We start from the raw sequence: 26677 nt of genomic DNA on the forward strand, positions 1-26677 counted from the left end.
ATGATTCAATTTCTAAAAATGATTTTTGGCTTTTCTAAGAAGGAAAGCATCAGAATTTTGATGTATCACCAAGTTTTACCTCAATCGATTGCTCCAAAAAATAACTTAATTGTAACCGTCGAAAATCTTGATCAACAGTTAAATTATATCAAAAATAATTTCAAAACTGTATTTTTTAAAGATTTAGAAAAGGAAAAATCTACTGAAAATAAAATCATCCTGACTTTTGATGACGGATATTACAACAATTTGCAATATCTGCTTCCTCTGCTGGAAAAATATCAATTGAAAGCTACTATTTTTATTCCGACCGAATATATTGAGAAAAACGAAAATAGCGCAGAGAAAGTCTACATGAATTTTGATGAAATAAAATCGCTTAATCCAAACTTAATTGAAATCGCTTTACACAGTCATTCTCATCGTAATTTCTCGCAGTTATCAATCGAAGAAGCAGAAACAGATTTGCTGAAAAACGTTGATATTTTAGAAAAAAATAAAATAAATTTCACAAAAGTTCTTGCTTATCCTTACGGGAAATTTCCTAAAGAAAAACATAAGAAAAAAGACTTTTTCACACTCCTTGAAAAAAACGGAATTGCTTCTGCAATGCGAATAGGAAATAATGTTGATTTTTTTCCTTTTAAAAATAAATTTGAAGTAAACCGAATTGATATCAAGTATAGCGACAGTTTAAAAACATTCAAATGGAAGTTGAAATTCGGTAAAACTAAATTTTAATCTAATAATTCTTCGTAGAGTTTTTCGTAGGATTCTGCCATTTGTTGATAACTAAATTTCGCAGCTCTTTCTTTTAATTTTACTTTATAGCTTTCTTTATCTGCGTTAAATTTTTCGATCCCATCGTCATATGTTTTTTTCATGTGTTCGGGTGAGAAACCATTAAAATAAAATGCTAAATCTCCGCCAATTTCTGGAAGACTGGTTAAATTACTTAGAAAAATTGGTTTTCCAAAATACATAGCTTCAACTGGAGGAATGCCAAAACCTTCTGCCAACGACGGATGACAATAAGATTCGCAATGCTGAAGGAGAAAATATTTTTCGTTGTTTTCAACATTTTCTAAAAGATGAACCCGTTTTTCTAAACCTAAATCTTTAGCTTTCTGCAAAAATTTCTCTTTATAATCAGATTTTGCCGAAGAAGTTATTAAAACTAAATCACGGTCATTTTCCGAAATTAAATTCAATAATGCGTCCTGGTTTTTTTTCGGAAAGAGAACTCCGATATTGAGGATAAACTTTCTGTTCAGAAATGCATAGTTTTTATCTGAAACAAATTTTTGATTTTCAGGAAAAACCAATCCGTTGTAAATTACTTCAACTTTAATATCATTTTCCAATTTAAATAAATGTTTATTTTTCAGAAAATCATCTTTTACAAACTCTGAAATACAAACAACTGCATCTGCGTTTCCTATATTTTTCTGAACCCGTTTCTTAGATTTCTCAATTTTTCCGGCAGAACTTTTATCATGAAGAAAATTTAGATCATGAAGTGTAACGATTTTTTTTTGATTTGATTTTTTAGAATGAAAATAATCAGAAAGTTGATGGGTAACGTGAATTAAGTCAAAACCGGAAGTATTTACCTTAAGTTTTTTCTGCCAGAATTTCCAATTGATTATTTTGAAGTTTTTTTTTATTTCCGGAATATTTTTTTGTGGGCCATACAACGTATAATTGAAATGGCATACTTTTTCGTTTAACCCTTTTATAAGGGAAATACACACGTTAGCAATTCCAGATCTAGGATATTTAAGTCGTTCAACGTCGATAAGAATTTTCTTTTTCATTAAAAACCGGGGCTTTTCTCCAAAAATATAAATTTAAACTTTAAAATCTTTACTTTTGCTTTATGAAAATTTGTTTGATCAGTTTTGATTTTTGGCATTATGATGAGCATATCGTCAATAAACTGAAAGAAAAGGGTATTGAAGCGTACCACATCAATATCGGAGCTTTTACGCACAAAAATTTTGGAGCCAGAGTGACAAACGCAATGAGCAAAGTTTTCATCGGTAAAAACTTAAAACAAGAAAAAAGACAGGATTTCATCATAGATTCTCTTAAAAAAATCGGAAAACAGGATCAGATTTTAGTTATTAATCCTGAAAATATTGAAGAACGTGTGCACGAATTCATCAGAAAGCAAACCGACCGAAATATTGCTTATCTGTACGACAGCATGTCAAGAAATCCTGCAGATCATATTTTACATTATTTTGATACCGTTTTTTCTTTTGATGCTGAAGATGTAGAGGAACATGGTTTTAAGAAAATTACCAATTATAATTATCTTGAATATTGTCCTGCAGAAAAGCAAAATCCTAAGCTTGATCTTTTTTACATCACTTCTTACGACAAAGACAGAATTGAAAGATTAAATTTGATTATCAACCAGATACAACATTTAAATATTAAATTCAAAACTATTATTGCCGGAAAAAAAGGCTGGAAAAATCAAATTATACAGTTGGTTGATCAAAAAAACATTAATGTTTTGAAATTCAGAAGAACCAATATTCCGCACCATTCTTTGCCAAAGCTGTACAAAAACACAAAAGTAATTTTAGATCTACAGCGACAAAATCAAATGGGCTTAAGTTTTCGTATTTTTGAAGCGATGGCATTGGAAAAAAAATTCATTACAGATAATCAAAACATTAAAAATTACGATTTTTATAATCCAGAAAATATTTTGGTTCTAAAAGAAGATTTCAGTAATATTGAAAAGTCTTTTTTTGAAACTGAATACCAAAAACTTCCGCACGAAATTTATTATAAATACACACTTGATAATTGGGTAAATATTATTTTTAATCTTAACTAATGACAAAAATTTCTGTTGCACTTTGTACTTATAACGGTGAAAAATTTATTCATCAACAGATTGATTCTATTCTTAATCAAACACTAAAAGTAGATGAAATAGTAATCTGCGATGATGGCTCTAAAGATAATACATCGAATATCTTATTAGAATATCAAAATAAATTACCTGGTGTTTTCAAAATTTATAATAATGAACAAAATCTTCGAAGCGTAAAAAACTTTGAAAAAGCAATCTCATTATGTACTGGAGATATTATTTTTCTGAGTGACCAAGATGACAAATGGCAAACAGACAAAGTTGAAACAATGCTAAATTATTTTCTGAAAAATCCTCAAATTTCTGTACTTGCCACCAATGGATTTGCGTTAGATGGTGATGATAATACTATTGAAAGATATTCACTTTGGGACGTTCCAAGGTTTCTCAGAGAGAAAAAAATTAATGTAGATTATTTCAAAATAATTTCCAACGTCTCTAATATTGCGACTGGTGCTAGTATGGCAATAAGAAAAGAATATTTAGAAAAAATTTTGCCTTTTCCTATATTAGAAAATTTTCATCATGATGAATGGATTGCATTAGTAGCTTCATCTGAAAAAAAATTTGAATTGCTTAACGAAAAATTATTTTATTACAGGGAACATTCTGGCCAACAAGTTGGAGGGGTTTTTTTTGATAAAACTCCTGAAGAAAAAAAAAATTTAGTGAAGTTTTTTGATCTAAGTCTTAGCCAACAAGATTTTTCGTCATTTAAAAAATTAATAAAAAAATTCTCTCAATCTTATAAAAAATCAAAAAGCTTACTCTCGAAAGTTAGTGATAAACACAAGCTTCACTTCATTGAAAAAAATCTTTCGGTTATAGAGAATGAATATTGGCATGCAAAAAAAATTATGTCTAAAGAATATCCTTTAAGAACTTTTTTGCTTAATATTACAGATAAAATTTTCAACAAAAGACAACTTGATAAATAACTTGAAATTAACAAAAGACAATCTTATTTCTATTATTGTACCTTCCAGAGAGGTTTTTAGAAAAAATTAAGAAAAAAATAAATATCCTGATCTGATTTTATTTCATCAGGAAAATAAATGTTAGTCTGTTGCTCGAAATAAAGGAGTTGAAATAGCAATAGGTAAGTATATTCTTTTTGTAAATTGTAATGACAAAATTGAAAGAAACTTTCTGAAAAAGATATATAACCCACTTAAGTCAAATCTAGAAATTAAAATTTGTTATATTAAGTGTTTATTTTTTGAAAAAGAAAACTCATTCATTTTGTCATTTCGGAGGAATCTAAACTAATTCAGAATTTTAAGATTTCTCCGGAGTAACAAACAAATTCTTAAAACTAAATTATTACCAATTACGGACATTCATTTCTTTTTTATTTATTGTCTATCGTACTCATCCTCTAACCTCACAATATCATCCTCCCCAAAATAAGTTCCCGTCTGTACTTCGATGAAAATTACCGGCTTTTCTGAAAGATTCATGATTCTGTGTTTTGCTCCTAATGGAATGAAAATGCTTTCGCCGTAAGACAGTTTTATCTCTTTATCATCCAAAACAACGGTTGCATCACCTTCGATAATTGTCCATTGTTCCTGTCTTTTGTGATGGTATTGGTAAGAGAGTTTCTGTCCCGGATTTACTTCAATTCTTTTCAGTTTATAATGAGCTTCATCTGCCAAAACATAATATTTCCCCCAAGGTCTTTCGCCGATTTCTAGCATAGTCTGTAATTTCAAAATTTTTTACAAATGTAAATAATATCATTAAAATCCCAATATCAAAAATAGTAAACCACCTTAAAAACATATAATTTGAGTAAATTTGCAAAAATTTTATTTAAAATGGAGAAAGTAAGAGTCCGTTTTGCTCCAAGTCCTACAGGACCTTTGCATTTGGGAGGCGTAAGAACCGCATTATATGATTATCTTTTTGCTAAAAATCAGGGTGGCGAGTTTGTATTGAGAATTGAAGATACAGATACCGCAAGATACGTTGAAGGTGCAGAAGATTACATCGAAGAAGCCTTAGAATGGTGCGGAATAGTTCCCGATGAAAGCCCAAAAAAAGGTGGAAAATTTGCTCCATACAGACAATCGGAGAGAAGAGATATTTACGATAAATATACGGAGCAGATTCTTAAAACAGACTACGCATATATTGCTTTTGATACTGCGGAAGAATTAGACACCATCCGTGCGGAATATGAAGCTAAAGGCGAAGTTTTTTCTTATGATAATAAAACCAGAAACCGTTTAAGAAACAGTCTTGCGCTTTCTGAAGAGGAAGTTCAAAAGCTATTAGACGAAAAAACGCCTTACGTGGTAAGATTTAAAATGCCGGTTGACAGAACTTTAGGTCTTGTTGACATTATCAGAGGAAATTCTGCTGTGAATACTGACGTTTTAGATGATAAAGTTTTGGTGAAGAATGACGGGATGCCTACTTATCATTTTGCCAACATAATCGATGATCACGAGATGGAAATCACTCATGTTATTCGTGGGGAAGAATGGTTGCCTTCTTTAGGTTTACATATTTTATTATATGAAGCGATGGGTTGGGAAGCGCCTCAGTTTGCTCACCTTTCTTTAATTTTAAAACCGGAAGGAAAAGGAAAATTAAGCAAGAGAGACGGTGATAAATTTGGATTTCCCGTATTTCCTTTAAATTTTACAGATCCTGCAACCGGAAATATTTCTAAAGGTTACAGAGAAAGCGGATATCTTCCTGAAGCTTTCATCAATATGGTAGCACTTTTAGGCTGGTCTCCTGCAGATGACAAAGAAATATTGTCTTTAGAAGAAATGACAAAAGAATTTGATCTCAATAAAGTTCATAAAGCCGGAGCTAGATTCAGTAAAGAAAAATCTGAGTGGTTTAATCATCAGTATATCCAGAAAACTTCGGATGAAGATTTAATGAATATTTTAAAAAATTCAGATTTAAATTTAAATATCGAAGATGAAAAGTTGTTGAAAATCATCTATTTGATGAAAGAAAGAGCAACGTTCCCGAAAGACATTTATGAAAACGGAAAGTTTTTCTTCGAAGCACCAACTTCTTACGATGAAAAAGCTTCAAAAAAAGCATGGAATGACGAAACTTCAAATCTTTTGACTGAGTTTGCTGAAAGCTTTAATTTATTAAATGATTTCACTTCTGAGAAGATTAAGGAAAATTTACACGAATTTGCTGAAAGAAAAGGCTTAGGTATGGGAAAAGTAATGATGCCTTTACGTTTAGCTTTAGTGGGAGAATTGAAAGGGCCAGACGTTCCGGATATTTTAGAACTCATTGGTAAAGAGGAAAGTACTGCAAGAATAAACAATGCAGTGAATAATTTTAAATAGATTTATCATATTTTTCATACATTTGAAAGATTTAATTTACTTCAAGAATGGAATATTTAAGTTTCGAACTTCCTATAAAAGAGCTGATGGATCAGTATCAAACCTGTTCATTGGTAGGAGAAGAAAGTGGTGTTGATGTAAAATTAGCATGCAGCCAGATCGAAGACAAGATCAGAGATACAAAAAAAGAAATCTACGGAAATCTTACACCTTGGCAAAGAGTACAGCTGTCGCGTCATCCGGATCGCCCTTATACATTAGATTATATTAATGGAATGGTTGACAAGGGAAGTTTTCTTGAACTTCATGGTGACAGAAATTTTGCTGATGATCCTGCATTAATCGGTGGTTTAGCTACTTTAGACGGACAAAGAATCATGATTCTTGGAACTCAAAAAGGAAGAACTACAAAAGAAAGACAGCACAGAAGATTCGGAATGCCGAATCCTGAAGGATACAGAAAAGCTTTAAGATTGATGAAGCTTGCCGAAAAATTTAAAATTCCTGTAGTAACATTAGTTGATACTCCGGGAGCTTACCCGGGTCTGGAAGCTGAAGAAAGAGGACAAGGTGAGGCGATTGCAAGAAATATTTTCGAAATGACCATGCTTAAAACTCCTATTTTCACGTACATTATTGGCGAAGGAGCGAGTGGCGGTGCATTGGGAATTGGTGTCGGTAACAAAGTTTATATGTTGGAAAACACCTGGTACACGGTAATTGCACCGGAAAGCTGTTCTTCAATTCTTTGGAGAAACTGGGATCATAAAGAAGATGCTGCCAATGCTTTAAATCTTACTCCAAACGATGCTTTAAGAGAAAAATTCATCGACGGAATTGTAGAAGAACCACTTGGTGGCGCGCATTACAATCCGGAAGTTGCTTATTTAAATTTAAAAGCTTCAATTTTACAAAATATTAAAGCTTTCTCTAAATTTACTGGTAAGGAATTAGAGACTCACAGACAAGACAAGTTTATTGCGATGGGGCAATTTAAAGGATAATAAAAAAGCGGTTAAGAAATAATTCTTAACCGCTTTTTTTATCTTATCTAACACAAATTTAGTCGGCAACATTCAGTGCAATTTCAATATCTCGTGTCACTTTTTTAAGAGAAGAATATTTTGCATCACATACAGAAGTTGTTAAAACATACTCCCCTTTTTCTACCATTACAAAATTCTGTCCATTGGCAGGAACATCAAGATTATAGTATTTTTTTCCACTGATTTTTACAATCAATCTGCATTTAGATTTATTTTTGATATTAATGTAAGCTTCATTATCATTAGGATCAGTATTAAAAAGATGAGTAAGGTAAGAAGCTGTTTTTTTTGCTTCAGCGCTTGGTTCAGATTTTTTACCTGAACTTCCCACCGCAGCATAATTTACCGTACGTGTAGGAGTTGCAGCTTTAGCAGTTGAAGCTAAATCTTTTCCTTTATTAAGCTCATTATTGCTTACTATTTTTTCAATTTTATCTTTACTTATTGGTCTTATGGTAGGTTTTGCTTCTACAGAATTATCTGCCATGATGATATCCATTAACTTTCTTTTTAATGCATCATTTTTTTGATGTCCTGGATTTTGCTTAATAAAACCTGCGATGATTCTTGCTTCAGCAGTACTTTCTGCTTCTTCCAGTGTGTAGATGATAACCGTTTCTTTTTCTGCAACGACTTTGGCTTTGGCTTTTTTCTTCTTTTGAGCGAACCCTACACTGAAAATAGATAGGAATATAATGAGAAATAATTTTTTCATGTAGCAGAAACCTTTAAAAATTTATTAAATAAATACTATAACGTGAAAAGTCATTTTTTAGTTTATCATTAAAATCATTATCTTTGCACATCTTTAAAATAAACTATTAAAGTTAATCATAATTTTAAATAAAAAATAATAAATATTATGTCTTATTCACCAGCTGCTGCAGACGTAGCAAAATTGAGAAACCAAACAGGTGCAGGTATGATGGACTGCAAGAAAGCTTTAGTGGAAGCAGAAGGAGACTTCGAAAAAGCAGTTGATATCCTTAGAAAAAAAGGACAAAAGGTTGCAGCTAACAGAGCCGACAGAGATTCTTCTGAAGGTGCAGTAATCGCTAGAGTAAATGAAGATAACACTTTAGGTGTTGTAATTTCTCTAAACTGCGAGACTGACTTTGTTGCTAAAAACGAAGCGTTCATCGAGCTAGCTTACGAAATTGCTGAAATGGCTATTTTTGCTGCTACCAAAGAAGAATTATTGGCTACAGATTTCCACGGAATGACTGTTGCTGAGAAATTAATCGAGCAAACTGGAGTTATCGGTGAGAAAATCGAGATCGGTGCATTCGAAAGAATTACAGGGCCTTTCTTAGGAGCTTACATCCACGCCGGAAACAAAATTGCTGCAATCACTGCACTTTCTGCTAAAGTAGACGGAGCTGACGAAGCTGCTAAATCTGTTTCTATGCAAGCTGCTGCTATGAACCCAATTGCTCTTGACGAAACTGCTGTTTCTCAGGAAACTATCGACAAAGAATTGGAGATCGAAAGACACAAACTTACTGAAGAAGGTAAGCCAGCAAACATTATCGACAATATCCTGAAAGGTAAAATGCAGAGATTCTACAAAGACAACACTTTAGTACACCAAGATTTCATCAAAGACAGCTCTATTTCTGTTGCTGACTATGTAAAATCTGTAAACGGAGATCTTAAAGTAACAGGATTTATCAGAGTTAGCTTATAATAACTTTTTTAAATTTAAAATAGTAATCCCGATGAAAAAATCATCGGGATTTTTCTTGTTTAAGCCTTTTATGATATTAATAAAGTATGAAGTTAATTTTTGAAAATTCATAAGTATATTAAATTATAATTAAATGTTAAAAATATTACGTAAAAAATTGATTATTAATATGTAAATTTGTCGCCCCTAAAACTGAGGCATGAAAAAACTTCTACTTATTATTTGCACATTTTGGTGTTTAATCATTAATGCTCAACTTGATACTGAACATTGGTTTGCACCGATGTCTGCCAAAGCCGGAACAGGAGGATTAGAAGGATATTTATATCTATCTACGAACGAAACCACTCCTTTTGCCGTTCAGATTTATAACAACAACACGTTGTATTCTACAGTTCAGGTTAGTAAAAACAATCCTGCACAGGTCATTATCCCCAACAACTTTTTGATTGCTTCCTCGCAATCTCAACTTTTTACACCCAATAATATGGGCTTAAATGTAAAAGGTCCCAAAAAATTCTTTGCCAACTACAGATTTTCGATGACCAATCATGCTGAAATTTTAACTTCGAAAGGTGCAGCAGGTTTAGGAACTACATTTTACGCAGGAGTTGCCCCCATTACAGGATCACAAGATTATATGAGTGCAACCATCGGAGTTACCGCAACTGAAGACAATACCGTTGTAACGATTTCAGGTTACAATCCTGCCATTACTTTTTCAGACGGAGTTTCTTCACCGACAAGAACTTTCACTCTTAATAAAGGAAAATCTTATATTCTGGATGTAGTAAGCTCATGGTCAACTGAAAACAAGACAGGATTGGTAGGTGCTAAAATTGTTGCAACAAAAGCAATTTCTGTAACCAACGGAAACTTTAATGGAGCTTATACCACTCAAAATCTTACCAATAATGATATTCTGATGGATCAGGCTGTACCTGTGGATCGTTTAGGAAAAGATTTCGTAGTTGTAAAAGGAAACGGAACGGTAACTTCTGAAATGGAAACCGCTTTGATTATTGCTACAGAAAATAACACGCAAATTACATTTAACGGAACCGGAGCTGCAATAACGCTCAATGAAGGACAATACTATCAGGTTCCAAGTGCAAGATATCAAAATCAGGGTAACGGTCATTACAACATGAATATTTCTGCCACTAAAAATGTTTATGTGTATCAATTGCTTTCCGGTGCAACCAACGGAAATGAATATGCTTCAGGAGGAATGAACTTCATACCGCCATTGAGCTGTTTTATGCCTAATAAAATTGACGAAATTGGTTATATCAATCAAATTGGAGGTCAGACTTTTGCAACAAGATTAAATATTATCACGCAAACCGGCGCAACAGTAACCATAAACGGTGGCGCAATTGCAGCCGGAAACGGGCCATATCCTGTATCGGGAAATCCGAACTGGGTGAGCTACTCTATTCAAAATGTGACCGGAAATATTACATTGAATTCAACAAAAGCAATGACTGCGGGAATCGCTGCAGGAAGTGGTGCTGTAGGATACGGTGGTTATTTTTCAGGCTTTTCTTCTGTACCGGCAATCTCGAAAACTGGTGACTGTTATGCGGGAATTCAGCTTCAGGTAGACAACAATTATGATACTTACCAATGGTTTTTAAACGGAATTGCCATTACCGGAGCGACAACTTATTTTATCAATCCTGAACTGTACGGAGCAGGAGCATATACTTGCTCGGTAACCAAAAACAACTGTGAAACAAAATTGACGACGATTTATAATTACACAGTATGCCCGCCAATTTCAACAACAACTTTTACCATCGGATCTTGTAATACAAAAGTAATCACTCCGGTATTTACAAATTCTACACAGACCATCGTTCCTTCATTGACGGCAATTATTGCTCAGCCAACCAACGGAACAGCAACCATAAATCCAACCACAGGACAAATTACCTACACGCCAAACGCAACGACCGTAAATACGACAGATCAGTTTATTTATTATATTCAGGGAAACGGAAATCCTTTCGCTTTTGAATATTTTAAAATCATCATTAATACAGATGTTCTTCAGGTAAATAATGCTTCAATAAGCATCTGCAACAGTACTTCAGGAAATGGAACTTATAATTTAACGACAGCAAATGTAACTTCGGCTGTTGGAACTACAGTTACCTATTTTACCAATTCAAATTTAACGGGTCAAATTACTGATCCTACCAATTATTCAGGACCTGCAGGAATTGTTTATGCCAATGTAACTTCAGCTTACGGATGTTCCAAAGTTGCACAGATTACATTAGTAATGAATCCATCTCCAAACATCAATACAAGTGCTTATAATGCAGAGTTTTGTGATGATAATTCTACAGGAGTCATTAATATTAATTTTGCAACGGTTACTCCTCAGATTGTCACTAATTCAGCAAGTTTTACTGTAAAATATTATTTAAATCAAACAGACGCAACCGCAGGAAACACTAATACACTTCCAACAAACTGGAGTTATAGTGCAAACACAACGGTTTATGTAAGAGTAGAAAGTACAAACGGATGTCTTCCAGCTTTTGGACAAATTAATTTTGTAATTAAAAACAAAGTTCCTTTATTGACTTCTACTCATGTATTGGAAATTTGTGACACAGACATGAACGGTTCTGAAACTGTCAATTTAAATAATTATAAAAATATTTTCACCACAGATCCTGCAACCAGCGTTACTTTCCACAGCAGTTTGGTAGATGCACAGTCCGGAGCAAACGCGATCTCTGCAACACAAACCATCAACAACGGAACGACCGGAACTTTTTATTTAAGATTTACTAATGCGACGCAATGTTTTAATACAGCCAATTTAGCGATCAAAGTAAATGCTGTTCCGAATATCAATATTGCGAATTTCAACGGAAATCTTTGTGATGATAATTTTGACGGAATTGTGAATGTAAATTTTGCTACTGTAACTCCGCAGATTGTAACCAATTCGGCAAATTTCACCGTAAGATATTATTTAAGTCAAACCGATGCAAATGCAGGAAATGCCAATACACTTCCAACCAACTGGACATACACCTCAGCAACAACAGTCTACATAAGAGTTGACGGCACAAGCCCAACTTGCCCGACTGCTTTTGGACAAATTAATTTTGCTGTAGGGAATAAACTTACTCTTTTAACGACCAATGTAACGACACAAGTTTGTGATAATGATTTAGATGGCTCTCAAAATGTAAATCTTGGTGACTATAAAAACCAATTTACAGCAGATCCGTCGGTTACACTTACTTTTTATTCTACTTTGGCTAATGCACAAGCAGGAACTAATGCGATACCTGCAACTCAAATTATTACAGCTTCAGCAACTTTCTACATTAGATTTACAAGCAATAATGCTTGTCCAAATATCGGAACTTTAACAATCAGCTTAAGATCCCCGAAAAAATCTGACACCTTAAAAGATCAGACTATTTGTGAAAACGCAAAAGCCATTCTTAATGCAGGAGACGGCTTTACATCTTATCTATGGAACACAGGAGCTACCACTTCATCAATCACTGTTGGTGTTGGAACCTATTTTGTAGATTTAGGATTTAACGGATGCGTTTACAGACAAACAGTAACCGTAACAGCCGCCCAAGCTCCGACAATTACAAGTATTGTCGTTACGGGAACAAGTGCCACGATTAATGTGAGCGGAGGAACTGCGCCATATCAATATTCATTAAATGGCTCAGATTACCAGAGTTCAAATGTATTCTCAGGATTAACGAGAGGTCCGTATAAAGTTTATGTTTTAGGCAAAGACAGATGCCAACCTGTGATTAAAGATTTCTTGATTTTAAATTTAATCAATACCATTACCCCAAATGGAGACGGAAGAAATGATGTTTTAGATTATTCTGACTTAAAAATTAAAGAACAGGTGAATATTGAGGTTGTTGACAGATATGGTGCAGCAGTTTATAAATCATCTTCAAACAATTATAAATGGGACGGAAAAATGGGCGGAAGAAATTTATCGACAGGAACATATTGGTACATTATAAGATGGATAGAACCCGATACAAAATTGCCAGTTTCTCATTCAGGATGGCTTTTAATTAAAAATAGAGAATAGATTTTAAATTTTATTTATGATTTATTAATAATATATTAAATAAAATTTTAATTTTGTAGAAATCCTAATTCCATAATTTATGAAAAGATTTCTACTCAGTTTAGTATTGGTTATTTTAACTTATACTCATGCTTTTGGACAGAGAGATACAGAGCATTGGTTTGCTCCTTATTTTGATGATGTGCCATCATCAACTACTCAATCTATCTATTTTTCGACTGATTCTGTAACTCCTTTTGTGGTAAGTATTTATAATAACAATGCATTTATAGGTTCTGTAACGATAAGTAAAAATTCTCCACAGGCTTTTAGTGTTCAGACGCAATATATTATTACAAGTACTGCAAGCAGGGCATTTACTCCTACCACAATGGGAATTTATACCAAAGCTGACAAACCATATTATGCGAATTTAAGGATCTACTCAATAAGCCATGGTGAAATCATAACATCAAAAGGAAAAGCTGGAATAGGAACAAAGTTTTATGCAGCGGCAACACCAGTAACTGCAAATCAGTCTATCTGTAATTTCACTACAGGAGTTTTAGCTACTGAAGATAATACTTCTGTAACTGTATCTGGTTACAACAGTGGTGTAACTTTCACCAACAACACAGGTGCGACTCCTGCAAGTGTCACATTTGTGCTTAATAAAGGTCAATCTTATCTTTTAACAGGCAGAGCAAACCTTGGCGCCAATGCGAATGGTTTTATCGGTGCAAAAATAGAATCTACCAAGCCGGTTTCCGTTACGAATGGTAACTCAAACGGTCAATATGCCACTGTAAGTGCCTCAGATGGATCAGACATTTTAATGGATCAAGCTGTTCCCGTAGACAGATTAGGAAGTGAATTTGCCATTATTAAAGGAAATGGTAACATCGGCAGAACAATGGAAGGCGCAATTGTTATCGGAACGGAAAACAATACTGAGATTTTCATCAATGGAGTTGGTACTTCTATTGCCACAATTAACGAAGGGCAATACTATCAAATACCGGAAAGTTATTTCATTGAACAATCAGGAGCAAGTGGTCATTACAATATGCATATCAGAACCTCAAAAAATGTTTATGTATATCAAACATTAGCGGGACAAGCATCAAGTAACGCAACCGGAGGGTACAATTACATTCCTCCATTAAACTGTTTTCTGCCTAGAAAAATTGAAGAAATAGGATTAATAAATCAATTTCCGGCCGGAACTACTACAAACGTTAAACTAAACATTCTTACCGAAACAGGTGCTACTGTTTTGGTCAATTCAATTCCTATACCAGCTGCCAATGGCCCGTTCCCTATTACAGGAACAACAGCATGGGTATCTTATTCTATCCCGGGAATTACGGGTAATGTTACGGTAACTTCCACAAAAGCAGTTACAGCAGGTGTATCTGGCGGATATGGTACTGCAGCAGGATTTGGAGGATATTTTGCAGGATTTTCGTCAGTTCCTGTTATTGCAAAAAAGACAGGAGAATGTGCTCCGGGAATAATATTGGAAGTTGATGAAAGCTTTGAAACTTATCAATGGTTCTTAAACGGTGTAGCTATTACGGGTGCTACAAGCTATACATACTCACCATTAGTGGCAGGAAATTATACGGTAAGAGTTACAATGGGAACGTGTCCTGCTGTTACTACACCTATTTATAAAGTTTATTCTTGCCTAAATCAAACCGTAAAAACTTTGGAAGCCTGTGCAAAGAAAACAATTCAACCTACATTTACCGCTTCTACACAAACACCTGTACCGAGTACAGTAACCATCATTACTGCTCCTACATACGGCACAGCAACAGTAAACGCTAATGGTACAATAACTTACATTCCACAATCAGGATATTTAGGAAATGACATTATTGTTTATAAATTTTGTGGAAATGCTCCAGAGTTCGTAGATTGTGAACAGGTTACCCTTACTATTACCATGGTGCCTTTTGTGGGTACAGATGTTACTCTGTATTCATGCCAGTATGATACCGATTTATATGCGGTATTTGATTTAACGACTGCTGTCGTTACAAATTTCAGCAATGTGACTAAAAAGTATTACAGAACATTATCTGATCTTAATTCTGAAACTAATCCCATCGCAGATCCAACACAATACCAGTCTGCGGGAGGTATTGTTTATGTAAAAATTACAACAGAAGACGGATGTTTGACTACAGCAAAAATCACATTAATTACCAAGCCAATAAAAAAATCACCCCTTCTGGTTGACAAATTTATCTGCATAGATGCGAGAACGAGCCTTAATGCAGGATCAGGATATGATTCTTATCAATGGAATACAGGTGCTACAACGTCTTCCATTTCAGGAGTCGGAGTTGGAGAATATACCGTAATTCTTGAAAAAAACGGATGTTTCATCTTACAGAGCGTAAAAGTGGGTAAAGCAGAAGATCCTGTTATCAGTGAAATTCAAATTACTAATAATACGGCAACTGTTATCGTTTCGGGAGGCACTCCGCCATACAAATATGCGGTTGATGGAACGGGAGTTTGGCAGGATTCTAATATTTTCACTGGTCTTTCAAGAGGTCAACACACGTTTCAGGTAAAAGATTTTTATAACTGTAATCCTACTACAGTAGAAGTTACAGTTCCTAATTTACTCAATGCCATTACTCCAAACGGAGATAATAAAAATGACTATATCGATTACAGCGAATTAGCTTATAAGGATAATCTTTCATTTATGATCTATGACCGATATGGAAACAAAACATTTACCGGCGATAAATTCAATAATTATAAATGGGACGGTACTCATTCGAATAAAAAAATCGTTACCGGCACATACTGGTATCATATTAACTGGAATGAACCTAATGCAGCAAAAACTCCAATTAAATATACAGGATGGATTCTTGTAAAAAACAGAGAATAAGCAAAATACTGATAATACTTAACCACAACATAATGTTGTGGTTTTTTTAATAGTTTAGATTATTTTAGCATATTTTAACAATGTATTTGAATTTTTCTTCTATTTTTGCATAATCCTTAATTCCGAACTATGAAAAAACTTCTACTTATTTTTCTGCTGATTTTTATCAATAGTAATTTACTTTTTGCCCAGAGAGATACTGAACACTGGTTTGCTCCTTATTACGATTCTTCGTCAAGTAGCTATATCCATACCCTGTATTTTTCTACCGACTCTACAACACCGTTTCCTGTCACTATTTATAACAACAATGTTGTCATTGGAACAGTAACTATAAGCAAAAGTGCTCCACAGCCTTTTACCGTACCTACAAATTTCATTAGAACAAACAGCGCAGGAATGAGTTCAAGCGTTATTAATTTAGGTCTTTATACTAAAGCAGAAAGACCATATTTTGCATCATTAAGAGCCGCCGTAAGTGCACATGGTGAAATTATAACGTCTAAAGGTAAAGCTGGTATAGGAACACAGTTTTATGCTGCCGCCGCACCTATAACGTACAGCTCTTCTGGTATGAATTTCTCAACAGGAATTTTAGCGACAGAAAACAATACCACAGTAACGGTAAGTGGCTATGATCCTAACATACAATTTATAAATAATACTACTCCGCCCTTAACGACAACTTTTACCTTAAACAAAGGGCAATCATATATTTTTGCAGGTCTGGGAAATATTCTTGCTAACAGAGAAGGTTTTATTGGGGCAAAAATTGTTGCCAACAAACCTATTTCAGTAACAAATGGAAATTCTAATGCCATGTATGCTACTGGTAACCTTACGGCAGGATCCGACCTTGTGATGGATCAATCAGTTCCTTTAGACCGTTTAGGGAATGAGTTTGCAATGGTGCGAAGTACCTCACCTATACCGTCAGACAATACGGAAGGAGGTATTATCATTGCAACCGAAAACAATACTGAAGTATATCTGAATGATGGTCTTGTCCCTGTAGCAACATTGGGAGAGGGCGATTATTATAGAATATTAGAAAACAGATATGTTTCTCAAGGTAATGGTCATTATAACATCTATGTACGTACTACAAAAAATGTTTATCTGTATCAACTTATTGGTGCAAACACAACATCACCTACCAATACAGGCGGATACAACTATATACCACCGTTGAATTGCTTTTTACCTAGAAAAATTGACGAAATCGGTTTAGTTAATGCAATGCCGGGCTCAACAGGTAACATTACTTTGAAACTTAATATTTTAACTGAAGCCGGAGCTGTGGTAACTGTTAATAATGTTACTCCTACCGCAGCTCAAGGCCCGTATCCGCTTACAGGAAATTCTAGCTGGGTAACTTATGCAATCACAGGTGTTACAGGAAATCTGACAATAACTTCCACTAAAGCTGTGACCGCCGGGATAAACGGAGGTTACAGTTCAGCAGGATACGGAGGTTATTTTGCAGGATTTTCTTCAATTCCTCTTATTGCTAAAAAAACAGGAGATTGTATTCCGGGGATGATTCTGGAAGTTGATGACAGCTACGAAACCTACCAGTGGTTTAGAAACAATGTTGTAATACCAGGAGCAAATGCTAATACTTATACCCCGACAACTGCCGGAAATTATACCGTAAGAATAACCATTGGATCTTGTCCGCCGGAAGTAACGCCGGTTTTCAAAGTATTTACATGTTTACAGGAAACTGCACAAACAAAAACAGTTTGTGAAGGCTTTTTAAATATAACTCCACAGTTCACAACCTCTTCACAAACCTACACACCGGGAAGTGTACAGATCATCACGCCTCCTGTAAACGGTGTAGCAATCATTAATCCTGTTTCAGGAGTTATAGGCTACACTCCAACGTCTGGTTTTATCGGAACCGATAAAATTGTATATAAATTCTGTGGAAACGACCCTGAATTTGTAGACTGCGAACAAATAACATTAACGTTAACAGTAGAAGCAGGTCCGAAAGTTTACTCTGCAACATTAAGAAGCTGCTTCTTAGAAGAGAATGTTGCAACCGGATTATTTAATCTGACAACTGCTAATGTAACCTTACAATCTGGTGTTACCAAAAAATATTATCCTTCATTGACGGATGCCAACAACCAGACTAATGAGATATTAAACCCCGGAAATTATATTGCTCCGAATGGTGTAGTGTATGTAAGGGTTAGCAATGCAAATGGATGTTTTAATGTAGCTCAGGTTACACTTGTGGTATTTCCTCCAACCACATCAAGCGTTTTGGTAGATAAGGTAATTTGTATTGAAGACAAAACAGTTTTAGATGCGGGTTCTGGTTTTTCAGGATACGAATGGAGCACAGGAGCTACAACTCAAACGATATCTAATGTGGGAGTGGGTACTTACTGGGTAAAACTTAAAACAGGAGACTGTATCACAAAGCAGGACGTTAAAGTATATGCTTCAGAACAGCCGGTAATTTCAAATATTGACGTTTCAAGCAACAGTATTACTATAGCTGTAGCTGGAGGAGTGGCACCTTATGAATATTCTATCAATAATATTGATTGGCAGCTATCCAATGTATTTACGAATCTTCCGAGAGGAGATGTGAAAGTGTATGTAAGAGACACATTCAATTGTGTGCCAATTGAGGTGACTATTACAATTCCTAATATTATAAATGTAATTACCCCTAACTCAGACGGAGTAAACGATATTTTAGATTACTCGGCTCTTGCCAACAAACAAAATTTAGTATTCGATATTTTTGATAGGTACGGAAACAGAATTCATCAGGGAAATAAAGAAAACCGCTATACCTGGGATGGAACAACCAATGGCAGAAAGAGAGTTCCGACAGGAAATTACTGGTTCAGCATCAGCTGGAATGAAAATGGAAAAGCCAAAACACCAATTAAATTCTCAGGCTGGATTTTAGTTAAAAACAGAGAATAATAATTATTTACTTACATATCATAAAAACCACGATCATAAATCGTGGTTTTTTGTTTATTTTTAAAACTTTTAACGTATTTTATTATTAAATTTGTGATAAAATCAAGTACAAAATGAAGAAAATTATATCTTTTTTTCTTATTTTTTATATATTCTCTACTACGTTCGCTCAATTAGACAGAGATCATTGGTTCGCACCTATGGTAGATCGTACAGGAAACCCCAATCCGTATCAGCGATTATATCTTTCTACAAATCGTACGACTCCATTCGTAGTTACTATTTACAATAACAATGTGGTCATTGGTACAGTGACAATCAGTAAAAATAATCCTCAGAAATTTGATGTACTTCGCGAGTATATTATCACAACCCAACAGACAGATCTCTTCACACCTACTACAAAAGGTTTATATTTAAAAGCAGACTTTCCTTTCTATGCCAATTTAAGATTTTCAGTTTACAACCATGCAGAAATTATTACCTCTAAAGGTATTGCATCCACAGGAACGACTTTTTATGTGGCAACAGCTCCCATTACTGTAAACAATAGCATTCTGAATTTTATGACGAGTGTATTAGCTACAGAAGACAATACAACCGTTACAATTTCGGGATATAAAAATACGGTACAGTTTTCAAACGGAACAAGCGGGGCAACAAGCCCAACTCTTACTTTTACTTTAAATAAAGGGCAATCTTATATTCTTGATGGAATCGGAAATATTACAGGAAATTTTGACGGATTTATCGGTGCTAAAATTGTTGCAACAAAGCCTATAAACGTTACCAACGGAAATTTCAACGGGCAATATGCGGGAAATAATGCTACAAGTTCTGATATATTGATGGATCAATCGATACCTGTAAACCAATTGGGAAATACTTTTGCTCTCGTAAAAGGCAACGGAAATATTGGCAGTAATATGGAAGGCGCTTTGGTTGTCGCGACACAGGATAACACTTTAGTGTATGTAAATAATGAAGGATTACCAATTGCCACTTTGAATACAGGCCAGTATTTTGTAATTCCCGATACAAAATATCAGCTTCAGGGAAGTGGTCATTACAATCTTTATGTGGTAACAAGCAAAAATGCTTATGTTTACCAGTTACTCGCCGGTGCAGCAAGTACAGGAAATGAAGTAGCAACAGGTGGCTTCAATTTTATACCGGGATTAAACTGCTATCTACCAAAACAAATTGATGAACTCGGGTTTATTAATGAAAACTTTGTACATACCAATGCCAATCCTGCAGGAATACTTACAAATCCTACAAAATTAAATCTAATTACAGAAAGGGGTGCATCTGTTCTTGTCAATGGAACTCCTCCTCCCGCAGGAACCGGGCCTTTCGACATGACGGGAAATCTCAATTGGGTAACTTATGGAATTCCCAATACAACAGGAACCATTACAGTAACTTCCACAAAAGCGATCACCGCAGGAATTACAGCAGGAAGTGATGCGGTAGGTTATGGTGGTTTTTTTGCAGGATTTCCAACACAACCCATTATTTTAAAATCCGGAGGTGATTGTGTTCCCGGGATTGTTCTTACCGTAGATCCTATTATCTATGAATCTTATCAATGGTATGTCGGCGGAGTAATTATTACCGGCGCTACTTCCCCCACTTATATTCCTACAGGATCCGGTAACTATACCTGTGCTGTAACAATGGGAACTTGTGCCCCTTTGATTACCGCACCTTTCAAAGTTTTAAATTGTACAAAACAAAGTGCTGCAAGTTATAATATCTGCGACACAAAAGTAATTACTCCGGCTTTCACCACTTCCACTCAGACCCCGGTAGCTTCAACGGTTTCTATCATAACAGCACCAACATTAGGAACAGCAACCGTTAATACTGCAACCGGACTTATAACCTACACAGCCACCAATCCTAATACGGCAGGAACGGATACTTTTGTTTATACATTCTGTGGTAACAACATAGAGTTTCCGGATTGTGAAACAATTACAGTGACGATCAACATTCAACCTGTAACGACAAACAATGCAACATTAAATGCTTGTAATGTAAATGGTCTCGGAACATTCAATCTTACTACGGCTGTTGTGACAAACAATACTCCTGTTACGATAACATACTATCCAACTTTAGCGACTGCACAAAACGAAACTTTAACAGCACTGATCACTGTTCCTACAAACTATTCTGCTCCTAACGGCACTATCGTTTATGCTGTGGTAAAAAATAGTACGGGATGCAAAAGTATAGCACAAATTACTTTAAATCTTTTTCCTCTAGCCATTGTGACACCTGCAAATATGGGAAATCAGTGCGATGAAAATCTTGATGGAACCGTAAATGTTGTTTTATCAGATATTACAGCATTAATTTTAAATAATCCAACCTATTTTACCAATGTAAGATATTATGCTTTGCTGGCAAACGCCAACTTGGGAAACGCCAATACATTACCCAATAACTGGAGCTACAATGCAAATACCACCATTTACATCCGTGTGGAATCTCCTGACGGATGCGCTCCTGTGATTCAACCTGTTAATTTTACTATTGGAACAAAGTTAACGCTGATTAAAAATAATTTTTCCACCATTTTTTGTGATGATGATTTAGATGGAATTAAACCTGTCAACTTATCCACATTTTTGAATGAATTTACTACAGACCCTTTGGTTACAGTAACTTATCATTCAACATTAGCAGATGCTCAGAATGATGTTTCGCCAATAAGCGGAGCGGTAACACTCAGCGGAATTCAGACTTATTATATAAGATTTGAAAAAAATGGTTTTTGCCCTGATGTCGCCACAATCAGAATTACCCTTAAAACTCCGAAAAAATCTGATATTCTTACCAATAAAAACATCTGCCCTAAAACCAAAACCACTTTAGATGCAGGTTCCGGGTTTACAGATTATCTTTGGAGTACAGGAGCTACCACTCCGTCTATTTCTAATGTTTCAGCAGGAAATTATTGGGTTGATCTTACTTTTGACGGTTGTGTCTACAGACAATTCGTTAACGTATCGGAAGCAACGCTACCCGTCATCAACTCAATTGAAATTAACGGAACAACAGTAACAATAGGAGTCACAGGAGGAAACCCTGCCTACGAATATTCGCTTGACGGCTTTATATGGCAATCATCAAATACATTTACCAATCTTGCCATCGGTACATACACAGTTTATGTAAGAGATACTCTCAGCTGTGGTGTTGTAACGGAAGATTTTGTCATTATAAAACTCATTAATACTATTACACCGAACGGAGACGGCAGAAATGATGTAATTAATTACTCATCATTAATGAATAAAAATAATCTTGAATTCAGAATTTTCGACAGGTATGGTGCTGAGGTTTTCAGAGGAAATCCTTCAAATAAATTTTCCTGGGACGGAAATATGAAAGGCAGACCGGTTCCTACAGCTACGTATTGGTATTTCTTGAGCTGGACAGAACTTGGAAATATCACCACTGTAAAATATTCGAGCTGGCTTTTGGTAAAACACAGAAACGACAGTCTTTGGGATAAATAATTCTGAAAATATTATTAAAAAATACTTTCTATAACATACATTAACAGTTTCATTCAAAGTTTAATATAATTTTAACCTGCTGTTGATAAATCTCACATAAAGTTTGACACAATTCTTATGTAATTTTGCACGAGCTATGAAGAAACTTATTATTATAATGCTGTTGGTTTTTATAAGTAAAATTAATGCGCAGAATTTATCGGGAGAGGTATTTTTAAGAGACAATTCTGTTTTGTATCTCAATCAGGTGTATGTCACCAATCTTACTACACTTAAAACCGTTCTTACAACATATAATGGAGATTTCACCATAAAAGCAGATCCGGGAGATATTATCCGTTTTACATCAATTGTTACAGAAAGAAAAGACCTGAAACTTACTCCACAAATGTTTAATTCAAAAAATTTAGTTGAATTAAAAGTGGCCTATCATGATATCCAGGAAGTTGTGATCAGCAGATTCCGTCCTACCGGAAATTTAAGATATGATGTAAACTCTATCCGTAAAGAAGATAAAGCCTATGCTTTAAAAAAAGTAATTGGCTTACCGGAACCAAAAGGTGACGGAACTCCACCCGAACTTCCGGTTGCAGGCTTAAGAGACGGAGGTCTTACTTTCAGCCTTGAAAGTATTTTTGATATTCTTTCTGGTGAGCGCAAGAAAAAACAAAGGTTGGTTGCTTATGAAAGAATGCACACTTCTGTGACCAATATCAAAAATTATTTAGGTAAAGACTATTTCACTAGAATTAAAATCCCTGAAAACCTTATCGACAACTTCTTACAGTTTGTCTACACGTCAGAAAACATCGAAGTTTATTTACAATCCGGAAATATTGATGCCGTAAAATTACCTATCGAAAAATACCTTCCAATTTATCAACGGAGACTTAGAAACTCTCATCTTCAGGAAGTCATCAATTAACCTTTTTGAAGCTTTTTGATTTAAAAATTTAATTAAAAACAAATCTTAACACTTAAATCGGTGATGTTTTTTAAAATTTTCTTTACATTTATTCGAACTAATAATTCACGAAGCTTTAAATAAATTTGAGAAATAGATTCATTACGCATCACCAAATATTTATTCAATGAAAAAGTTAGTTTTACTTTTCACCACATTATTATTCGTATCTTTTTCAGCACAGAAGCAAGGTAAAGATTACAGCAACATCCTTAAAAGCAAAAATATTTACGAAATCAATGCATTCCTGAGAGATGCACACCCAGATGACCCCCGAAGATCCGTACTCAAACCTAGAGTAATGGATTTTATGAAAGACTACATCAAAAATGCCGTTCCCGGAGACAAAAAAGTGCGAGAAATGCAGGATAATCTTGCAAGACTGAGAAGAGGGCCCTCTACAAAAGTTTCTTTTGAAGAAATGAATGCAATGATTAAGCAGAAACAGATTCTAAAATACGAAAAACAGTTACAAGTTGGCCAGTCTGCCGTTGTTTACACACCGAGCTCAGCACAAAATGTTTATGTGACAAACACCACTTCTACCAAAAACACCAAAGCAATAGCTGATACCGAAGCTTCTGAGTTTAATATGCTGATGGGAGACAACCCTACAGAACACAAAAATAAAACCGTAAAAATTTTAAATTCATTATTTGACAATGATCCCAATGCGAAAGAATGCATCGTAATGATTGAAAATAAATCTGACTGTAATATTATCATAAGAATAGAAGGGGTAGGAAATACAAAATACAGGCTTCCGGTTCCTGCTCATGGAGATAATTCAATTGTAGTAGAAAAAGGAGATTATCTTTTGACAAGTATTGTTTGTGGAGCTCAATATGCATCGCAGAAAACAATTCAAAAGCCTTTGATGGTGGCATTGGGAAGCTCTTCAAAATAGATTTTAAAGTATTGCATTTTCGTTTCTGTTTAAAAATTTGAATGCTGCATAATTTTCGTAATTTTGCAGCATTTCATATATATTTCATGGGCAAAAACAAATTAAAAAGATTCGCTGAAAATAAAATACTTCCAAACGTTATTCAACCTTCAAGAGACCAGGCTATAAGCGGTTTTGAACTGAAAGGAAACTGGAGAAAAGATTTCTTTAAAAATGATCAGCCTGTTGTTTTAGAATTAGGTTGCGGAAAAGGAGAATACACAGTAGGACTTGCAAAAACTTTTACCGATAAAAATTTTATAGGAATCGATATTAAAGGTGCCAGATTTTGGTTCGGAGCTAAAGAAGCTGTAGAAAACGGAATGACAAATGTCGGCTTTTTAAGATCTCAAATTGAATTGGTAGATTATTTTTTCGCCGAAAATGAAGTGGATGAAATATGGATTACTTTCCCTGATCCTCAGATAAAATTTAAACGAACAAAACATCGATTAACGCACCCAGATTTTATTGAAAGGTACAAGAAATTTCTAAAACCGGGCGGCATTGTTCACTTAAAAACAGATTCTGAGTTTCTCCACGGTTATACTTTAGGTTATTTACAGGGTGCTGGTTACGAGATTATTTCTGCTCATCACGACATTTACGGAGCTTTGGAATATGATCCGAATACGCCACATTTAAGAGACATTCGAACTCATTATGAAGAGCTGTTTTCAGCAAAAGGAAAAACAATTACTTATATTAAATTTAAGATTAATTAATACTAAAATATTAAGTCTAAAGGCTGCAAAAATGATTTTGCAGCCTTTTTATGGCAATAAAACTAATATTTCAGAGTTTAAAGGTGTAAATTAAGCCTTGAAAAAATCAATATGAAAAGAATTATTTTGCTTTCAGTTTTTATAACTTTATTTATGAAAAGTTGCGGAACGAGCAGCCACAACAACATAAAACAAGCAGTAAAAAAACCCAAGCCTGCCATCTCAAAAACAGGAACAAGCGCAGTCTCTTCGACACAGACAGAAATAGAATATCAGACATTGATAAAGACTTATCAACCGGAAACCGCAGAAGTTTTAAACAGTTTACTGAATGATTCGTCAAACAGCCCCAATGTATCTATTTCAGTAGAAAACAAATCGAACTGTAACATGGTTTTGAGTATTAGCGGAAATAATTATTTCAAAAAAATCCCGATCGGAATCAACAAAACTGGCTCGGTAATGGTTCCAAAAAATCAGAATTATAATCTTTCAGGAATGCTGTGCAATTCAGTTTATCAGAAAGTAAAATTTGTCTCTGGTTCTTTTAGCATTAAGTTATCCAACTAGATAAATATAAACTCTTTGTAAGCTAAAAAAATTAACACATAAAAAACAAAAACCGCCGAATAAATTCAGCGGTTTTAATATTTTAAAGATAATCTTCAGATTATTCAGCAGAATCGAAATCTGCATCTTTATCAGCAGAAACTACTTCACCTTCTTCTTTAGATTTTTCTTTATCAGCTTTTCTCTGAGACTGACCATCTTTGATAGAATCTGAAACTACATTTAAGATCATATCGATAGATTTAGAAGCATCATCGTTTCCTGGGATAACGAAGTCTACTTTTCTTGGGTCAGAGTTTGTATCAACAATACCGAAAACTGGGATACCTAATTTCTTAGCTTCAGTTACAGCGATGTGTTCTCTCATGATATCTACAACGAAGATTGCAGAAGGAAGACGCACCATGTCTGAGATAGAACCTAAGTTTTTCTCTAAGTTAGCTCTTTGTCTGTCAACCTGTAATCTTTCTTTTTTAGATAAAGTTTCGAACGTACCGTCTTTTTTCATTTTGTCGATATGGTTCATTTTCTTTACCGCCTTTCTGATCGTAACGAAATTCGTTAACATACCTCCCGGCCATCTTTCTGTAATATAAGGCATATTAAGTTCAGCAGCGTGCTTAGCAACTACTTCTTTCGCTTGCTTCTTAGTCGCTACGAAAAGAACTTTTTTACCTGCAGAAGTTAATTTTTCTAAAGCACTACAAGCTTCATCCAATTTAACTGCTGTTTTATGTAAGTCTACAATGTGAATACCATTTTTCTCCATAAAAATGTATGGAGCCATATTTGGATTCCACTTTCTAGTCATGTGACCGAAGTGTACACCAGCCTCTAGAAGGTCTTTTACATTTGCTTTTGCCATGTTTTTGTTTTTTGTTAGTTTACTTTCCGCTTTTTAAACAATCAACGTCTTCTTTAGATGGGAGAAGCGTTTGGATGCTAAACGTAACGGGCAAAGTTGCTGTTGGCTGATTGCTTTTGGCAACTGGCTTTCCAGCTGTGGGTTAAAAAATAATTTTTTAAAAATT

Annotated in this window: 18 protein-coding genes; 14 read left to right on the forward strand and 4 right to left on the reverse strand. The window is 34.7% G+C overall.

Annotated elements, in window-relative coordinates:
• A complete protein-coding gene (locus tag ACOOWA_RS17240) occupies nucleotides 1–741 on the forward strand; it encodes a polysaccharide deacetylase family protein (RefSeq protein WP_421377073.1) in 741 nt (246 codons plus the stop codon).
• Here ACOOWA_RS17240 and ACOOWA_RS17245 read toward each other — a convergent pair.
• Entirely contained in the window at nucleotides 738–1817 is a 1080-nt protein-coding gene (locus ACOOWA_RS17245; RefSeq protein ID WP_421377075.1) for a glycosyltransferase family 4 protein, read from the reverse strand. The genes ACOOWA_RS17240 and ACOOWA_RS17245 overlap by 4 nt on opposite strands.
• Before the next feature lie 62 nt (nucleotides 1818–1879).
• Between ACOOWA_RS17245 and ACOOWA_RS17250 the strand changes: the two genes are divergently transcribed.
• Nucleotides 1880–2854, forward strand: coding sequence for a glycosyltransferase family protein (locus ACOOWA_RS17250; RefSeq protein WP_421377076.1), 975 nt, complete (start codon nucleotides 1880–1882; stop codon nucleotides 2852–2854).
• On the forward strand, nucleotides 2854–3831 hold the full coding sequence (locus ACOOWA_RS17255) for a glycosyltransferase family 2 protein (protein ID WP_421377078.1): 978 nt from the start codon (nucleotides 2854–2856) through the stop codon (nucleotides 3829–3831). The genes ACOOWA_RS17250 and ACOOWA_RS17255 overlap by 1 nt, the downstream gene beginning before the upstream one ends.
• A 417-nt stretch (nucleotides 3832–4248) precedes the next feature.
• Here the strand turns inward: ACOOWA_RS17255 and ACOOWA_RS17260 are convergent, their stop codons facing one another.
• The gene (locus ACOOWA_RS17260) at nucleotides 4249–4593 is read right to left on the reverse strand and encodes a phosphomannose isomerase type II C-terminal cupin domain (protein WP_421377158.1); all 345 of its coding nucleotides are present in this window, start codon (nucleotides 4591–4593) and stop codon (nucleotides 4249–4251) included.
• 120 nt (nucleotides 4594–4713) lie between these two features.
• On the opposite strand from ACOOWA_RS17260, the gene gltX reads away from it, so the two are divergent.
• Both gltX and ACOOWA_RS17270 read left to right on the forward strand, forming a co-directional pair.
• On the forward strand, nucleotides 4714–6222 hold the full coding sequence (gene gltX, locus ACOOWA_RS17265; RefSeq protein ID WP_421377079.1) for a glutamate--tRNA ligase: 1509 nt from the start codon (nucleotides 4714–4716) through the stop codon (nucleotides 6220–6222).
• Nucleotides 6223–6269: 47 nt separating this feature from the next.
• On the forward strand, nucleotides 6270–7226 hold the full coding sequence (locus ACOOWA_RS17270; RefSeq protein ID WP_421377080.1) for an acetyl-CoA carboxylase carboxyltransferase subunit alpha: 957 nt from the start codon (nucleotides 6270–6272) through the stop codon (nucleotides 7224–7226).
• Between the two features lie 58 nt (nucleotides 7227–7284).
• On the opposite strand, the gene ACOOWA_RS17275 is transcribed toward ACOOWA_RS17270, so the two are convergent.
• The gene (locus tag ACOOWA_RS17275; RefSeq protein WP_421377081.1) at nucleotides 7285–7983 is read right to left on the reverse strand and encodes a DUF6759 domain-containing protein; all 699 of its coding nucleotides are present in this window, start codon (nucleotides 7981–7983) and stop codon (nucleotides 7285–7287) included.
• 147 nt (nucleotides 7984–8130) lie between these two features.
• Between ACOOWA_RS17275 and tsf the strand changes: the two genes are divergently transcribed.
• From tsf to ACOOWA_RS17320, 9 genes are all read left to right on the forward strand, one after another.
• Nucleotides 8131–8955 (forward strand): translation elongation factor Ts, encoded by an 825-nt coding sequence (gene tsf / locus ACOOWA_RS17280; RefSeq protein ID WP_421377083.1) that lies wholly within the window; start codon nucleotides 8131–8133, stop codon nucleotides 8953–8955.
• Between the two features lie 199 nt (nucleotides 8956–9154).
• Complete coding sequence (locus ACOOWA_RS17285; RefSeq protein ID WP_421377084.1) at nucleotides 9155–13057, forward strand: gliding motility-associated C-terminal domain-containing protein; 3903 nt, start codon at nucleotides 9155–9157, stop codon at nucleotides 13055–13057.
• Nucleotides 13058–13136: 79 nt separating this feature from the next.
• Nucleotides 13137–15953 (forward strand): gliding motility-associated C-terminal domain-containing protein, encoded by a 2817-nt coding sequence (locus ACOOWA_RS17290; RefSeq protein WP_421377085.1) that lies wholly within the window; start codon nucleotides 13137–13139, stop codon nucleotides 15951–15953.
• A gap of 129 nt (nucleotides 15954–16082) precedes the next feature.
• A complete protein-coding gene (locus ACOOWA_RS17295) occupies nucleotides 16083–18908 on the forward strand; it encodes a T9SS type B sorting domain-containing protein (RefSeq protein WP_421377086.1) in 2826 nt (941 codons plus the stop codon).
• A 113-nt stretch (nucleotides 18909–19021) separates the two neighbouring features.
• Nucleotides 19022–22441 carry a T9SS type B sorting domain-containing protein gene (locus ACOOWA_RS17300; protein WP_421377088.1) on the forward strand — a complete coding sequence of 1140 codons (3420 nt, stop codon included), beginning with the start codon at nucleotides 19022–19024 and terminating at the stop codon, nucleotides 22439–22441.
• Nucleotides 22442–22577: 136 nt separating this feature from the next.
• Entirely contained in the window at nucleotides 22578–23366 is a 789-nt protein-coding gene (locus ACOOWA_RS17305; protein WP_421377089.1) for a hypothetical protein, read from the forward strand.
• A gap of 166 nt (nucleotides 23367–23532) precedes the next feature.
• Nucleotides 23533–24312 carry a DUF6759 domain-containing protein gene (locus tag ACOOWA_RS17310; protein ID WP_421377091.1) on the forward strand — a complete coding sequence of 260 codons (780 nt, stop codon included), beginning with the start codon at nucleotides 23533–23535 and terminating at the stop codon, nucleotides 24310–24312.
• Between the two features lie 86 nt (nucleotides 24313–24398).
• Complete coding sequence (gene trmB, locus ACOOWA_RS17315) at nucleotides 24399–25076, forward strand: tRNA (guanosine(46)-N7)-methyltransferase TrmB (protein ID WP_421377093.1); 678 nt, start codon at nucleotides 24399–24401, stop codon at nucleotides 25074–25076.
• Nucleotides 25077–25187: 111 nt separating this feature from the next.
• Entirely contained in the window at nucleotides 25188–25646 is a 459-nt protein-coding gene (locus ACOOWA_RS17320; protein ID WP_421377094.1) for a DUF6759 domain-containing protein, read from the forward strand.
• Between the two features lie 100 nt (nucleotides 25647–25746).
• Here ACOOWA_RS17320 and rpsB read toward each other — a convergent pair whose 3' ends face one another.
• Nucleotides 25747–26511 carry a 30S ribosomal protein S2 gene (rpsB, locus tag ACOOWA_RS17325; protein ID WP_421377096.1) on the reverse strand — a complete coding sequence of 255 codons (765 nt, stop codon included), beginning with the start codon at nucleotides 26509–26511 and terminating at the stop codon, nucleotides 25747–25749.
• Nucleotides 26512–26677 lie beyond the last annotated feature (166 nt).

The organism is Chryseobacterium sp. GP-SGM7, assembly GCF_049166575.1.
GTDB lineage: Bacteria > Bacteroidota > Bacteroidia > Flavobacteriales > Weeksellaceae > Chryseobacterium.